We start from the raw sequence: 15669 nt of genomic DNA on the forward strand, positions 1-15669 counted from the left end.
TCTCGCCTGTGAGCTATTCTCACCTTAAGCAGCACGCCCATATTCCGCCTGCCGGCGCGTTGCCGTGGCGAGCTGGAATTGCGCAAGCAGATCATTAAGCGCCGCCGCTTCCGAGGCGAGGCCATGGCTTGCCGCCGTCTGTTCCTCGACCATGGCGGCATTCTGCTGCGTGCCCTGATCGATGGTGTTGATGGCGGTGTTGATTTCCTGAAGGCCGGTCGACTGTTCGCGCGACGATGTCACAATGGCGTCGATGTGGCGGTTGATCTCCTGAACTTCGCGAACGATGGTTTCCAGCGCCTTGCCGGCATTGCCGACGAGATCGACGCCGGATTGAACCTGCGATGTCGAGGCGTTGATCAGCGTCTTGATTTCCTTCGCCGCATTGGCGGAGCGCTGGGCGAGTTCGCGCACTTCCTGTGCGACGACGGCAAAACCCTTGCCCGCTTCACCGGCGCGCGCGGCTTCCACACCGGCGTTCAGCGCCAGAAGGTTGGTCTGGAAAGCGATTTCATCGATGACGCCGATGATGTTGCTGATTTCGGACGATGATTTTTCGATACCTTCCATCGCGCGGACGGCGTCTCCAACGATGACGCCCGACTGTTCCGCATTGTTTCGCGTGCGGTCAACGAGACGGCCGACTTCCTCGGCCCGGCGGGCGGAGTCCTTCACCGTCGTGGTGATTTCCTCAAGTGCCGCCGCAGTCTCTTCGACGGAGGCTGCCTGCTGCTCGGTGCGTCGAGCGAGATCATCGGCGGACTGGCGGATTTCTCCAGCGCCGGCATCGATTGCCCGCGCATTCTGGCCGACGGTGCTCAAGGCCGCATTCAGCTTGGCGACGGAATTGTTGAAATCGTCGCGCAGCCGGTCGATGCGGGCCACGAAAGGTGTGTCGATGCGGTAATTCAGATCGCCATTCGAAAGATGTGTCAGTCCCTTGGCGAGCGAATCCACCGCGAACTGGATGTCTGCCGCATCTTTCGCAGCCAGTCTTTCGCGGTCGTTGCGCTCCTGTTCGGAAAGCGTGCGGTTCTGTTCGGCGTCCCCTTCGAGGCGCAGGCGTTCCACGGCGTTCGACCTGAAAACCGCAACTGCCGCCGCCATCGAGCCGATCTGATCGCTGCGTTCCTGGCCCGGAATGGCAACATTGAGATTGCCGGCAGCCAGACCTTCCATGGCGGCGGTCATCTGCGTGACGGGGCGAACGATGAAACGGCTGAGAACGGTCGCGAGCAGGCCGATCATGATCGCAGCGGCGAGAATCGTGGCGATGGTTGCTGCAAGGCGAAATTGGCCGATTGCGCTATAGGCAATATCGGAATCGACGACGAAACCGAGATACCAGTCGACCGAAGGCAGGCCGGCGACGGGGATGAAGCTGGTGATCTTGCCCTTGCCGTCGATCTCGGTTTGCGAAATCGCGGAGGAAATCGCCGGCGTGTTGACCTTGAAGAGATCGGTGAGCGGCTTGTCGACAAATTTCGGATCGGGATGAATGAGGATCTTGCCGTCCTTGCTGACGAGGAAGGCGTATCCGTCCGTGCCGGCATCCACGGCCTTGATCATGGTTACCAGCGAATCCAGCGAAAAGTCGCTCCCCGTCACGCCGGCCAGCTTGCCGTCGACGGAAACGGGAATGGCGGCGGTGATGATGAGGCCGCCGGTCGAGGCGTCGCTATAGGGCTCGGTCAGCACCGGCTTTCCGGCCTTGACGGCATCCAGATACCAGGGGCGCTTGCGCGGATCATAACCTTCCGGCAACGGCAATTTCGGGAAGGTCGTAAAGCTGCCGCTTTCGGCATTGCCGAAATAGGTGGACATGAATTGCGCCGTCAGAACATCGTTCTGCAGGAACTGCACCTTGGCATCGTCGTCGGAAAGCTTGGCAAATGTCTTCGCCACCGTGTCTGTCAGCATGATACGGCCGTTCAGCCAGTTGGCGATGCTCTGCGCCGCCTGCTTGCCGGACGAATCGATGTTTTCCGCCACGGCTTCCGTCGTTACCCGGTGCTGAAGACTGTCGATGTAGAAGGAAAAACCTGCAAAGGCGGCGACGACGAGCGATGACGCCGCAAACAGGATGCGCGTCATGAGATTGGTTTTTTTGGGCAAGCTACACGTCCTTGGGGCCAGATGCGCCCATTCGGCTCATCTTGGAAAATGGTGGGAAAGACATGCCTCAATGGCGGGAATATTCTGCGTCATGCAGCTTATGGTTTGAAAGAACTTCGCGATATTCTAATGGGTAAAGTGAAATGGTAAAATTCGGCTAAATTTGTTTTATGTCATGTCATTTCAGCTGATCTTGAGCCGATGGCGGGCTCAAGGTTCCGGTTTGCGTAAATTTTGATCATTGATCCGCAAAGGTTGCGTGCAGGAAGGGAATATTTTATTCATCAGCCTGCTGCCGTTGCGCAATTCGCGGGCAACGGCCAAAATTCAGGTGAATTACAATGTCTTCGTCGGTTGTTGCAGAAACCGTTCCCTCCGGATCGGGGTCGTGGCTTTCGCATTTCAAGGCTACGCTTGCTCTTGGAATTCCGCTTATCGGTGCGCAGCTCGCGCAGCTTGGTATCCATACCACTGACATGGTCATCGTCGGCCAGCTGGGGCGGAAAAACTGGCGGCCATGGTGCTGGCCGGGCAGTTCTTCTTCGTCGTTTTCATTTTCGGCTCGGGCTTTTCCGTGGCCGTCGTGCCGATGGTGGCGCAGGCTTACGGGCAGGGGGATGCGACGGCGGCCCGCCGTTCGCTGCGCATGGGCATGTGGGTGGCAATCGCCTACTGGGTCCTTGCTCTGCCGATATTCTTCAATGCCGAGCGCATTCTGATCTATCTAGGGCAGAACCCCAATGTCGCGGCGCTGACCGGCCACTATCTCGCCATCGCCAAATTCGGCCTGCTGCCGGCGCTGCTCTTTTACGTGCTGCGCGGCCTTGTCAGCGCCATCGGGCGTGCCGGCATCATTCTTTATGTCACCATCATCATGCTGGTGATGAACGGCATCTTGGCCTATGCGCTGGTGTTCGGCCATTTCGGATTGCCGGCGATGGGCATGAATGGTGCGGCCGTCGTTGCCGTCATCGTCAATGCTTTCAGCTTCATCTTCATTGTCGCTTATGTGCAGACGCGTGAGGAAACGAAGAAATACGAGTTGTTCGTGCGCTTCTGGCGGCCGGACTGGCATGCGCTTTTCGAAGTGCTGCGCCTTGGCCTGCCTATCGGCATCACGATCCTCGCTGAAGTGACGCTGTTTGCCGCCGCCTCCATCCTGATGGGGCAGATCGGCACCGTGCAGCTGGCGGCACACGGTATCGCGCTCCAGCTTGCGTCCATTGCCTTCATGATCCCGCTTGGTCTCGCCCAGGCGGCAACCGTTCGCGTGGGCATAGCGCGCGGTCAGGGGGATTTCAAAAACCTCATTCGCGCCTCCATCATGATTTACGCGATTGCCTGCGGCATCGCGATCTGCGGCGGCATCCTGTTTGCGGCCATTCCGGAATTTCTGGCGAGCTGGTTTCTGGATGCGAAATTGCCGGAAGCGGCGGAAGTGCTCGCCTATGCCAGCAGCCTCGTTGTCATTGCCGGCATATTCCAGCTGGTTGACGGCATTCAGGCCGTGACGGCAGGCTTGCTCCGCGGATTGAAGGATGCGCGCATTCCCGCGATGCTGGCGCTGATTTCCTATTGGCCGATCGGGCTGGCGCTTGCCTGGACCATGGCCTTTCCGCTCGGCTTTGGCGGGCGCGGCGTCTGGTTCGGTTTCGTGATCGGCCTTTCGACGGCGGCGGTTCTGTTGACCGTGCGCTTCGTCATTCTGGTGAAGCGTGAAATGAAGACGGCCCGCTTTTAGCGGGCCGTGATCGTTCTGCATGTAACTCTGTGTCATCATCCTTGCCCTTGAGCGAGGATCCATTCCCCCGGGCCCTGATGGATCCTCGGGTCAAGCCCGAGGATGACGCGGAGTGTGGGGATGGTCTATCAGCGCTCGGCGAGCGCTGCCTCGCCTTGTCTCTCGCGCAGCAGGTTGACGAAGCGGCGGAAGAGATAGTGGCTGTCCTGCGGGCCGGGCGATGCTTCCGGGTGATGCTGGACGGAGAAGACCGGCTTGCCGACGATGCGCAGACCGCAATTCGTGCCGTCGAACAGCGAGATGTGGGTTTCCTCAACGCCATCAGGCAGCGACTTGGTGTCGACCGCAAAGCCGTGGTTCATCGAGACGATTTCCACCTTGCCGGTGGTGAAGTCCTTGACCGGATGGTTGGCACCGTGGTGGCCCTGGTGCATCTTTTCGGTCTTTGCGCCGACGGCGAGGCCGAGCATCTGGTGGCCGAGGCAGATGCCGAAGATCGGCAATTCGCTCTCGATGAGGTTCTTGATGACCGGAACGGCGTATTCGCCTGTCGCGGCCGGGTCTCCCGGGCCGTTGGAGAGGAACACGCCATCCGGCTTCAGCGCCAGAATGTCTTCGGCCGAAGTCTGGGCCGGAACCACCGTCACCTTACAGTCGAGACCGGCGAAGAGGCGCAGGATGTTGCGCTTGACGCCGAAATCTACGCAGACGACGTGGTACTTCGCATCGGCTTCGCCGAGCGTGCCGTAACCCTTGTTCCAGACCCAGGGCGTTTCCGTCCAGGTGGAAGACTGACCGGAGGTCGCTTCAATGGCGAGGTCGAGACCGACGAGGCCGCTCCATGCCTTTGCTTCCGCCTTCAGCGCCTCGATGTCGAAGACGCCGTTCGGGTCATGGGCGATCACCGCGTTCGGCGCGCCGTTTTCGCGGATCCATGCCGTCAGGGCGCGGGTGTCGATGCCGCAGAGGCCGATGACGCCGCGGGCCTTCAGCCAGGCGTCCAGATGCTTGACGGCGCGGAAGTTCGACGGGTCGGTGATGTCGGCCTTGAAGATGACGCCGACGGCGCCGCGGCGGGCGGCGGGTGTCAGGTCTTCAATGTCTTCCTCATTGGTGCCGACATTGCCGATGTGGGGGAAGGTGAAGGTGACGATCTGGCCGAGATAGGAGGGATCGGTCAGGATTTCCTCATAGCCGGTGAGCGCCGTGTTGAAGCAGACTTCGGCCTGTACCTTGCCGGTTGCGCCGATACCAGTTCCCTCGATCACTGTGCCATCGGCAAGAACAAGCATTGCGGTCGGTTTGCGGGTAGTCCAGGGCGCTGTCTCGGTCATCTCGTTCCGTTTCTGCCGCTTCGCACCCCGCCTCTTGAAAGGCAGGGGGTAAGGGGCCATTTTTGTCGCAGGCTTCGTGACATAAAGGGGCGCGCGATAAAGCTCGCGTTCCGACCCTTCGTTAAAATCTCGTGCAGGTGCCGGAAAATAACGAAAGCTGCTTTGGCGGTCAACCGCAGGCTCAAGATTTACGCGGAATTAAACCTTCGTACATTCAAGGGCTTATGCATTTGATTTGCTTGAGCGGGTTTGCTCGGATATGTCGTTTCGAAAAATAAGGTGGAAAGTTTCCGTATCAAGAAGCTGCGGAACGTGCTTTCCCAAGGAGAAGAAGAAATGCTGCGCGACGTGTTCGCTAATACTTTGAAGGAATCGCTGAAGGCTCGTGATGCGCGCCGCACATCGACCGTGCGCCTCATCCAGACGGCCATCAAGGACCGTGACATTGCCAATCGCGGCGTGGGCAAGGATCCCGTCAGCGATGAGGATATCATGCAGATCCTGACCAAGATGGTGAAGCAGCGGGAAGAGTCCGCCAGCATCTATGACGGCGCCGGCCGGCCCGAGCTTGCCGCTCAGGAACGCGAGGAAATCGTCATCATCAAGGAATTCATGCCGGAAGAGATTCCGGCCGAGAAGGTGCGCGAACTGTGCCAGGCCGTCATCAGCGAGACCGGCGCGTCCGGCCTGCGTGACATGGGCAAATGCATGAATGCGCTGAAGGAACGCTATCCCGGCCAGATCGACTTCGCGAAGGCCTCCGGCGTCGTCAAGGATCTGTTGAAGTAAGGATTTGCTGAAGCGGGCTTTTGCCATTCAGAAGAATTAAAGGCGGGGCAGCCACAGGTGCCCCGCCTTTTTTGTGCTGACGACGATATATCGCGGCAGATCAAATGCTGTCATGCGCAGGTATCAAGGGCCGCGTAGAACCCGGTCCGGACGCGTCAAAGGGGCATCGCGATAGCGCCTTCTGCCTGTCACATCCCGTAAGGCCTCCTCGGCGCAGGACATCAATAACGGAGCACTTTTTTTGAATTTCAGCCTCGATGTAGCATCGCCAGCCGATGCATCCGTTTTCCAAAACCTGATGCAGTTATATACGCATGATTTTTCCCAGTTCTGGGCGGGGACGCCGCGTGGGGAACTTGAGCAAAATGGCCGATTTCCCGACTATCCACTCGATGCTTATTTCGATCGTCCTCACTGGTCGGCCTTCTTGTTAAAGGCAGATGAAAGACCTGTTGGCTTTGCACTCATAAATGACGCGAGCCATTCGACGTTGCCTACCGACTATTCCGTCGCCGAGTTCTTCATCGTGCGTAAGTATCGTGGTCAGGGATTTGGGCTGATTGCGGCGCAAAGACTTTTTCAACAGCATCCGGGAGCCTGGGAGGTCGCTGTCGCCAGAAAGAACGTTGCTGCACTGAGATTCTGGCAAGGTGCGATCCGCAAAAGTGCGGTTGAAAACAGCATGTCCGAGTTGGACTGGGATCGTCCCGAATGGAATGGCGCCATCATCCGATTTCATGTCGCGGCATAGGACGGAGCATTGCTAGTCTGGCACCGAAGGACTGCAAACGGATGCTTCCGCATGTTGAGAAAAGTAAAGGCAGGGTAGCCATGGCTACCCTGCCTTTTTTCTGCCGACGAAAGCGCATTCCGGCGGATCAAAATGCGGTCCTTCACAGGCTTTTTTCGGGGGACGTGCCTGCGGGCGTCGGCAGATTTATGCGGAGGTTCAAGCACTGCCTTCAGGTATGTTTTTACATTGCCGCAGCGGGCGGCTCAAATTACAAAAACATAATTTTTAGTGATGGTGCGCTGCCACAAATTTGCCGAAAGCGGCGGCAATGGCGGCTAGGGTTTCATCGTCATGGCCTGTGAATATCGGGTATTGTCTTTCTTTGGGTTGGTGCTCACGCCTTTCTGCGCTTATATGAAAGACTGGCCTCGAACAGGTAACCCATGCGCTTTTCCAATTCTTTTCTCGATGAGATACGCGACCGCGTGAACATCTCCGATGTGATCGGCCGACGTGTGTCCTGGGACAAGAAGAAGACCAACACGCCGCGGGGCGATTATTGGGCCTGCTGCCCGTTCCATGGCGAGAAGAGCCCGAGCTTTCACTGTGAGGACCGCAAGGGGCGCTACCATTGCTTCGGCTGTGGCGTTTCCGGGGATCATTTCCGGTTTTTGACTGATCTTGAGGGCCTGAGTTTTCCAGAAGCCGTTCAGCAGATCGCCGATATGGCCGGCATCTCCATGCCGCAGCCCGATCCGCAGGCCGAAAAGCGAGAACGCGAACGCACGTCCTTGCAGGATGTCATGGAAATGGCGACGCTGTTCTTTCAGGACCAGTTGCAGACGGCGCTTGGCGCGCGGGCGCGGGCCTATCTGCGCGATCGCGGGCTGACCGGGCGCACCATCGAAACATTCCGGCTCGGCTTTGCACCTGATAGCCGCAACGCTCTCAAAGAACATCTGGCGAGCAAGGGTGTGGCGCGCGAACAGATGGAAGCCTGCGGACTGGTGGTGCATGAGAACGTGCCGGTCTCCTACGACCGGTTTCGTGACCGCATCATGTTTCCGATCCTGTCGTCACGCGAAAAGGTGATCGCTTTCGGCGGCCGCGCCATGGCGGCGGATGCGGTGGCCAAATATCTGAACTCCAACGAGACCGAGCTTTTTCACAAGGGCAACGTCCTTTATAATTTCGCCCGGGCGCGGCGTGCCTCGCAGGCCGCCGGCGGCACGGTCATCGCCGTTGAAGGCTATATGGATGTCATCGCGCTTTATCAGGCGGGCGTTGAAAATGCTGTAGCACCGCTCGGTACGGCGCTGACGGAAAGCCAGCTCGATCTCCTCTGGAAAATGTCGCCGCAGCCGATCCTCTGCTTCGATGGCGACGGTGCCGGCATTCGCGCCGCCAATCGCGCGGCGGATCTCGCCCTGCCGCATATCAAGCCTGATCGCTCCGTCAGCTTCGCGCTTCTGCCTGATGGCAAGGACCCGGACGATCTCGTGCGGCTGGAAGGCCGCGCGCCTTTCGACAGAGTGCTTTCCGAGGCAAAGCCGCTCGCCGCGATGATCTGGAGCCGCGAGACATCATCGATGACCTTCGATACGCCGGAAAAACGCGCCCAGCTTGAGAGCCGATTGCGGCAGATCGTGGCCGTGATCGGCGATGAGGCCGTGCGGCGGTTTTACCAGCAGGATATGCGCGACAGGCTGAGTGGTTTCTTCCAGCCGCGTTTCCAGTCATCCGGGTCGCAGGGTGGAAATTTCCGCCGCGATGGCGCTCAGGGAGCCGGTCGCGGTTTCCAGCGCAACACGTCTGGCAGGGGTGGGGCCATGGCCGCGCCGGCGAGCAGCATCTCGGACCGGTTGGCGCAGTCTGGTCTCGTCAAGGGACATCAGACCAAACCTTCGCTCAGGGAAAGCGTTCTCGCCATCACCATCGTCAATCACCCCGAGCTGCTGCTCGAGGAATATGACGAGATCGCCGCGATCGATTACGAAAACCGCGATTTGCAGCGGCTGTGGTCAACGGTGCTGACCTTTGCGGCGGAAAGTGCTGCCGACATATCGCGGGCAGGCCTGATCGAACGCCTGTCGCTGCAGGGTTTCGAGGTGCTTTTGAAGACCATGGATCAGCAGGTGCGCAATGCCCGCCTGTGGACGGCCACCGAACAGGCCGCAATGGAAGATGCGCGGGAAGGATATGTGCAGGCGCTTTCACTGCATAAAAGGACGAAGTCCCTGCTCTGGCAGAAACGGGAGCTGGAGCGGGAAATAGCCGAGGCGACGGATGACGAGCGCGGCACGCTTCTGGTGCGGGCGCTGGCGGAAGTTCAGCTTGAAATCGGCCGTATGGAAAATCAGGAGGCGATCATCGACGGTTTCGGGGTCATGTCCGGGCGGGTAAAGGGCCCTGCATTCGGCCACGGGTAGGTGCGGTCGGGAATAATTGAAAGACGTGTGGGGTTGCCTTTTGCGGCAGGCGTCCTAAATAGGGGGTAGTCTGGTGATAACCCGCAAAATGCGGCCTTTTTTACGAATTTCCTTGGCTGTCTCGCCCGCAAAGGCTTGACGCGACGGGAAATAGCGGGAATCACCATTTCAGGAAAAGTAAGGTGGAATGGGCCTTGGCGGATAGAAATTGCATGAGCAAGCATTTCCGGGTGCACTGTCTTTGCATTCTGCCTGAGGCTGCCGTGGTTAATCGGCAATTAAAGATCACTCCGTTAGGTGTCTGACAGTGATTCGCGGCAATCCGCCGGATGCTCAAGGGGCGGACGGCGATGCGGCGGAACAGGTGTTAGCGTCAGGGAAAGCGACGAGATAGATGGCAACCAAAGTCAAAGAAAACGAAGAAGCAGAAAACGAACGCGACGGTGCGACGGACGGTCCGCTTCTCGATCTTTCGGATGACGCGGTCAAGAAAATGATCAAGGCCGCCAAGAAGCGCGGCTATGTGACGATGGACGAGCTGAATTCCGTTCTTCCGTCCGAAGAGGTGACGTCCGAGCAGATCGAAGACACGATGGCGATGCTGTCCGATATGGGCATCAATGTCATTGAGGACGAGGATGCCGAGGAAGCAACCGCCAGCGACGACGACAGCGATTCCGACGGTGAAGAGTCCGAAGGCGGCGAACTGGCCCCTTCCGGCGGCACAGCACTTGCGACAGCAAAGAAGAAAGAACCGACCGACCGTACCGATGACCCGGTGCGCATGTATCTGCGCGAAATGGGTTCCGTCGAGCTTCTGTCGCGCGAAGGCGAAATCGCCATCGCCAAGCGCATCGAGGCCGGCCGCGAAACGATGATTTCGGGCCTGTGCGAAAGCCCGCTGACATTCCAGGCGCTGATCATCTGGCGCGACGAACTCAACGAAGGCACGACGCTGCTGCGCGAGATCATCGATCTCGAAACCACCTATTCCGGCCCGGAAGCGAAGGCTGCGCCGCAGTTCCAGAGCCCGGAAAAGATCGAGGCGGATCGCAAGGCTGCCGAAGAGAAGGAAAAGACCCGCAAGCTGCGTGCGCCGACCGGCGACGAGGATGTAACGGATGTGGGCGGCGACGGCCTTCCGCCGGAAGAGGAAGAAGAGGACGACGACGAGTCCAATCTTTCGCTTGCCGCGATGGAAGCCGAACTGCGTCCGCAGGTCATGGAAACACTCGACACCATCGCCGACACCTACAAGAAGCTGCGCAAGCTTCAGGACCAGCAGGTTGAGGCGCGTCTTGCCTGCACCGGTACCCTGTCTTCCGGCCAGGAGCGTCGTTACAAGGAACTGAAGGATCAGCTGATCACGGCCGTCAAGTCGCTGTCGCTGAACCAGAACCGTATCGACAGCCTTGTCGAGCAGCTCTACGACATTTCCAAGCGTCTGATGCAGAACGAAGGCCGTCTGCTGCGCCTTGCCGAATCCTACGGCGTCAAGCGCGACAGCTTCCTCGAGCAGTATCATGGTGCGGAACTCGATCCGAACTGGATGAAGTCCATCGCCAATCTGGCCGCGCGCGGCTGGAAGGAATTCGCTCGCGAAGAAAGCAACACGATCCGCGAAATCCGCCAGGAAATCCAGAATCTCTCCACGGAAACGGGCATTTCCATCGCCGAATTCCGCCGCATCGTGTCGATGGTGCAGAAGGGTGAGCGCGAAGCGCGCATCGCCAAGAAGGAGATGGTCGAGGCCAACCTGCGTCTGGTGATCTCGATTGCGAAGAAATACACCAACCGTGGCCTGCAGTTCCTCGATCTCATTCAGGAAGGCAATATCGGCCTGATGAAGGCGGTGGACAAGTTCGAATATCGCCGCGGTTACAAGTTCTCGACCTATGCGACCTGGTGGATCAGGCAGGCGATCACCCGTTCGATCGCCGACCAGGCCCGCACGATCCGTATTCCGGTTCACATGATCGAGACGATCAACAAGATCGTTCGTACCTCGCGCCAGATGCTGCACGAGATCGGCCGCGAGCCGACCCCGGAAGAGCTGGCGGAAAAGCTGGCCATGCCGCTTGAAAAGGTGCGCAAGGTTCTGAAAATTGCCAAGGAGCCGATTTCGCTCGAAACCCCCGTGGGTGACGAAGAGGATTCGCATCTCGGTGACTTCATCGAGGACAAGAACGCGCTGTTGCCGATCGACGCCGCCATTCAGGCGAACCTGCGCGAAACGACCACGCGCGTTCTGGCCTCGCTGACGCCGCGTGAAGAGCGCGTTCTGCGCATGCGTTTCGGCATCGGCATGAACACCGACCATACGCTGGAAGAAGTCGGCCAGCAGTTCTCGGTTACGCGCGAACGTATCCGTCAGATCGAGGCGAAGGCGCTGCGCAAGCTGAAGCATCCGAGCCGTTCGAGAAAGCTTCGCAGCTTCCTCGACAGCTAAGCTTTTGCTTCCTTTAAAATTGAACCCGGTCAGTCACCTCTGGCCGGGTTTTTTGTTTCACGCACTGGCGAACTCTGCGACAAGCCTTATGTGTGAAAACAGGCATTCCGCTTTTATCGGAAATGCTCCGGTTCGATTTGGTTCGATGAGATGCAACAGGTGTCTGTAAGTAGATGGCGTGGGAAAGGATGGGCAGTGCCCGTCTCCGTGCTGCTGCATCTTGCCGTTGTTGCGATTTTTCTTTTCGAATTGCCCGAGCGGATAGCCGAGCCGCAAGAGCCGGAAAGCATCAGCGTCGATCTGGTGCCGCCGCCCGAGGAGAAGAAAGCGGAGCAATCTCCGCCGGGCGCAGAGAAAGCGAAAGAGGAAAAGCCACAACCTCCGCCACCACCGCCCGCTCCTCCGGCAGAGGAGGCGAAACCTTTGCCGCCCATGCCGGCGACGCTGCCCGCTATCGCCATGAGGCCTGAGCAGACGCAGGCCGACCCCGAGGATAAGCCGGGCAAGGTGGAGGAAGCGGAAAAGACGGAGCCCTCCGAGCAACCCGAAAGTCAGCCTGAAAAAACGGCTGAGGAGAAGCCAGCGCCGGCTGCCGCCAATAGCGACCTTCAGGCTTCCGCCGAGCAGGGGAAATAGCGGTCTCACCGGTCAAGGAGGAGACTGAGTCAGATCGGGCGCCCGTGCCGCAGGCGAAGCCGACTGAGGAAAAACCTGCAGAAGCGGCGGAGGAAAAACCTGCGAAACTTCCGGCCGCTAAAAATCTCCTGTCTTCAACGGTTCTTTCACCGGCACAGAGACGGCAGATGTTTGGTGATCTGCCGCCGCGTCGCCGTATCGTTCAGCTTTGCAGCACGGAAGCCCTGGCCCAAATTCAGGGGCGGGCTTTGCCGCCAGAGGGATGATTCCCTATTCGGACACGGGGGCAGGATTTCGGGAAATTCGATCGATGCTTCCGGCGGCGCGTTCAATACGGGCAATGGCTGGCATGACGTCTCGTTCCAGTGTGAGGTCGATCTGGAAAATTATACGGTGACGGAATTCCGATTTAAAATCGGCAACGCCATATCGCCCGAAGATGCAAAAAAGCGGGGCTTCACGAGATTTCAGTGAGGGTGGTTCTCAATTCGTCCAGGCTATCGATGAAGGCGTCCAACCTCTCCATTGTCATCCTCGGGCTAGACCCGAGGATCCACAACCCGGCGCAAGATGGATCCTCGGGTCAAGCCCGAGGATGACGTCGAGTGCGGGGAGGCGTTCGGCGAAAGTTACCGACGCCCGCGCGCCTTTACACCCGCTCCGTATCGCCCACCAGCAACCCAATGCCCGCCATCAGCGCATCCTCATCATAGGGCTTCCTGATAACCGGCACGTTGCCGAATTCATCCGGCACCATGCTGCCATCCGCATAACCGGTGGCGAAGAGGAAGGGGATGCCGCGGCGGTGGAGTTCGCGGGCGACGGGAATGGAGGTGTCGGAACCGAGATTGATGTCGAGTATGGCCACATCCGGAACGTAGTTCTTCAGTTTTTCAATGGCCATGGCGGAGGAGGTTGCCGTTTCGATCGTCTTGATGCCGTTGTCTTCCAGCATGTTCTCGACATCCATGGCGATCAGCATCTGGTCTTCGACAAGTAATATTTTCAAACTTTCCTCCCGGTTGTAGCGTCTGGGCTGCGGCGCGGTTTCGTCCTCGGTTTTTGCGTCGGAGGCTGTCATCGTTGCCGAAACGTGGCGGGATGGCAGGAGAATTTCCGCCTCCAGCCCATCCGGCAGATATCGCATCGTGCTGCGCCCGCCGAGATCGTAAGGGATGCTGCGGCTGATGAGTGCGGTGCCGAAACCGGCGCGCGACGGTGTCGGGAGTTTGGTGGGCAGAATTTCGCGCCATTGCATGGTGCAGTCGCGGTTCTCGTTGATTTCCCAGTGCACATGCAATTGTCCGCCGGTCTGCGCCAGCGCGCCGTATTTGGCTGCATTCGTCGCCAGCTCATGCAGGACCAGAGCCATGACGGAGAATGCGCGCGAATCGAGCGTTACCTGTGGTCCGGCAAGCTTCACCACGGTTTCGGGCGAACGATGCGGCGACAGTTCGGCATCCAGCAGATCGCGCAGCGAGCCGCCGCCTTCACCGCGAATGATCTGGTCATGGGCAAAGGATAATGCCTGAATGCGGCCCTTCAGCGCACCGACATATTCCTGCAGGGTCTTGCCTTCCTGCGAGGGATTGCCGACCAGCGACTTGATGATGGCGAGAACATTCTTGACGCGGTGGTTGAGTTCCTCGTTCAGCATGCGCTGGCGTACTTCCGCACGCTCCCTTTCGCCGGCCATCAATTCGCTATGATGGAACGCGACCTCGACGAGCGCAATTCTCGCCGCTTCGGCTATTTCCCGGTCCGCTTCCGACCATGGCTGCGCCTGCAGGCGAACGGTTTCCTTCCAGATAGCAAAACTCTTGCGCGGGTGAGACGATCGCCCATCGGGCCGGTCTCATAGGATTTTTCCGGATTTCCGGCCCAGTTGAGGTTTTGCACGATCTCCTTGCGGAAAAACAGGAGATAGTCGTTCTTCACCTGCGATAGCGGAATGGCGAGCATTCCGGCCGCGGTATCCGCATAGATTTCCGCTTCAGGAATGGCTTGGGACAGCGCATGGGTGGCCCAGACCTTTCCTTCCGAAGCCGAGGCGACAAAGCGCGCCAGTCTTGGAATTGCCTCATGCGGGGGCGTCGCGCCGTGGCTGTGCCAATTGTTGCCAACCCAGAGCCCAACACCGTCGCACGGCATCAGATCGGCAAAGTCCTGGAAACTGTCGACGAGCAGTTCTTCTATGTGGGAATGATGCGCGGCAAGCCGCAGAAAACGGTCCAGCGCGGCATGAGCCTGGTTGACCGTATCGAGCCTGCGTTTCTGTTTCAGCACCTGCAAATGCATGGAGAAGAACTCGCCGAACATCTCGGCGGCGATCCTGACCGGCATCGTCAGAACGCGCGGTGAATAGTGGTGGCAGGCGATGAGGCCCCAGAGCGCGCCATCGACAATCACCGAAATCGACATGGAGGCGCCAACGCCCATATTGCGCAGATATTCGCAATGGATGGGCGAGACGCTGCGCAGATGCGCGAAGGACAGATCGAGCGGTTCACCGGAGGCATCGAGGGCCGGCAGCACCGGCACCCGCGCCCCGCTGGCATCGGAGATGATGCGCAGCGTATTCTTGAGATAGAGCGCGCGGGCCTGCTGCGGTATGTCGCTGGCGGGAAAATATTGCCCGAGAAAGCTTTCCAGTTCCGGCTGCTTTGCCTCCGAAACCACCTTGCCGGCGCCGTCTTCCTCGAAACGGTAGATCATCACCCGGTCGTAACCTAAGGTTGCCTTTATCAGCCGGGTCGTTCTCGAAATCAGGCTTTCGACGCTGTCCGCCTCGCGGATGCGGTCCACCATTTTGCGTGCCGTGCCGAGCGGCTGCGTCTCGCTGCGGGATGGTTCGAATTCGATGATCGTGGTGGATTTGTAGCGGTGGAGGGAAATATCAAAATTGCGCCCATCGCGCATTTCCATGTTCGGCAACATGGCGGGACGCGTGTTCCTGCCTGTCACCGTGAGGGCGTTGCGAAGATCATGGACGACGTCTTTGCCGAGCACCTCTTCGGCGGTCTTGCCGTTGATATCGCCATCGAAGCCTAAAAGATTGAGGCAGTTTTCCGAATGCCGCACGATCATGCGCAAGGCGTTATCACACGCGATCAGACAGCCATGCGGCTGGATATAGCCTGGAATATGAATGGGTTCGCGGTCGCAATTCGTCAGGTCGACATTATAGTCAGTGGGTGCCATGAATCAGTCTTTCGCACCCTGTGCCTGTCTTGCGATGGATATTTCGTGTCCGCGGAAAGATGAGCAAGCCTGAATAATTCATTATGATATTGCCAACCCTTCCCCGTTTCTTGCAACCGTGACGTCGGTTTTCCGTTCTGCTGTTATAGGCCGCAGTCATTTGATTGTCGTATTCCTATCGTCATCGGACACAATTTGACATGGCACAACGTTCTCAGTGACGATTTTGTTCCAAATTATTT

General features: G+C 58.6%; 6 protein-coding genes and 3 pseudogenes. 6 read left to right on the plus strand and 3 right to left on the minus strand.

The genetic code is table 11. From position 1 onward, the window contains the following. Positions 1-24: 24 nt before the first annotated feature. A complete protein-coding gene (mcpU, locus tag G3A56_RS15080) occupies positions 25-2115 on the minus strand; it encodes a methyl-accepting chemotaxis protein McpU (protein WP_082182687.1) in 2091 nt (696 codons plus the stop codon). Between the two features lie 341 nt (positions 2116-2456). Here mcpU and G3A56_RS15085 point away from each other — a divergent pair. Then, positions 2457-3856 (plus strand): annotated as a pseudogene (locus G3A56_RS15085) (MATE family efflux transporter). Between the two features lie 128 nt (positions 3857-3984). Here the strand turns inward: G3A56_RS15085 and carA are convergent. Further along, on the minus strand, positions 3985-5190 hold the full coding sequence (gene carA / locus G3A56_RS15090) for a glutamine-hydrolyzing carbamoyl-phosphate synthase small subunit (protein ID WP_035242183.1): 1206 nt from the start codon (positions 5188-5190) through the stop codon (positions 3985-3987). A 336-nt stretch (positions 5191-5526) separates the two neighbouring features. Here carA and G3A56_RS15095 point away from each other — a divergent pair, with 336 nt between their 5' ends. The 5 genes and pseudogenes from G3A56_RS15095 to G3A56_RS29465 all read left to right on the plus strand — a co-directional run bounded on the left by G3A56_RS15095 (position 5527) and on the right by G3A56_RS29465 (position 12700). Further along, the gene (locus G3A56_RS15095; protein ID WP_035242758.1) at positions 5527-5979 is read left to right on the plus strand and encodes a GatB/YqeY domain-containing protein; all 453 of its coding nucleotides are present in this window, start codon (positions 5527-5529) and stop codon (positions 5977-5979) included. Positions 5980-6220: 241 nt separating this feature from the next. After that, positions 6221-6730 carry a GNAT family N-acetyltransferase gene (locus G3A56_RS15100; RefSeq protein WP_082182686.1) on the plus strand — a complete coding sequence of 170 codons (510 nt, stop codon included), beginning with the start codon at positions 6221-6223 and terminating at the stop codon, positions 6728-6730. A 425-nt stretch (positions 6731-7155) separates the two neighbouring features. Next, entirely contained in the window at positions 7156-9141 is a 1986-nt protein-coding gene (dnaG, locus tag G3A56_RS15105) for a DNA primase (protein ID WP_082182685.1), read from the plus strand. Positions 9142-9535: 394 nt separating this feature from the next. After that, positions 9536-11590, plus strand: a complete 2055-nt coding sequence (gene rpoD / locus G3A56_RS15110; protein WP_003494761.1) for an RNA polymerase sigma factor RpoD — start codon at positions 9536-9538, stop codon at positions 11588-11590. 195 nt (positions 11591-11785) lie between these two features. Continuing rightward, positions 11786-12700: pseudogene (locus G3A56_RS29465) on the plus strand (DUF930 domain-containing protein). A 175-nt stretch (positions 12701-12875) separates the two neighbouring features. Here the strand turns inward: G3A56_RS29465 and G3A56_RS15120 are convergent. Next, positions 12876-15427, minus strand: a pseudogene (locus G3A56_RS15120) (HWE histidine kinase domain-containing protein). Between the last annotated feature and the right edge of the window lie 242 nt (positions 15428-15669).

The organism is Rhizobium oryzihabitans (genome assembly GCF_010669145.1).
Lineage (GTDB): Bacteria > Pseudomonadota > Alphaproteobacteria > Rhizobiales > Rhizobiaceae > Agrobacterium > Agrobacterium oryzihabitans.

Bases quoted from the DNA above. Each gene is read 5' to 3' on its own strand.
- carA (WP_035242183.1), bottom strand. From the start codon at position 5,190: ATGACCGAGACAGCGCCCTGGACTACCCGCAAACCGACCGCAATGCTT.
- G3A56_RS15095 (WP_035242758.1), top strand. From the start codon at position 5,527: ATGCTGCGCGACGTGTTCGCTAATACTTTGAAGGAATCGCTGAAGGCT.
- dnaG (WP_082182685.1), top strand. From the start codon at position 7,156: ATGCGCTTTTCCAATTCTTTTCTCGATGAGATACGCGACCGCGTGAAC.
- rpoD (WP_003494761.1), top strand. From the start codon at position 9,536: ATGGCAACCAAAGTCAAAGAAAACGAAGAAGCAGAAAACGAACGCGAC.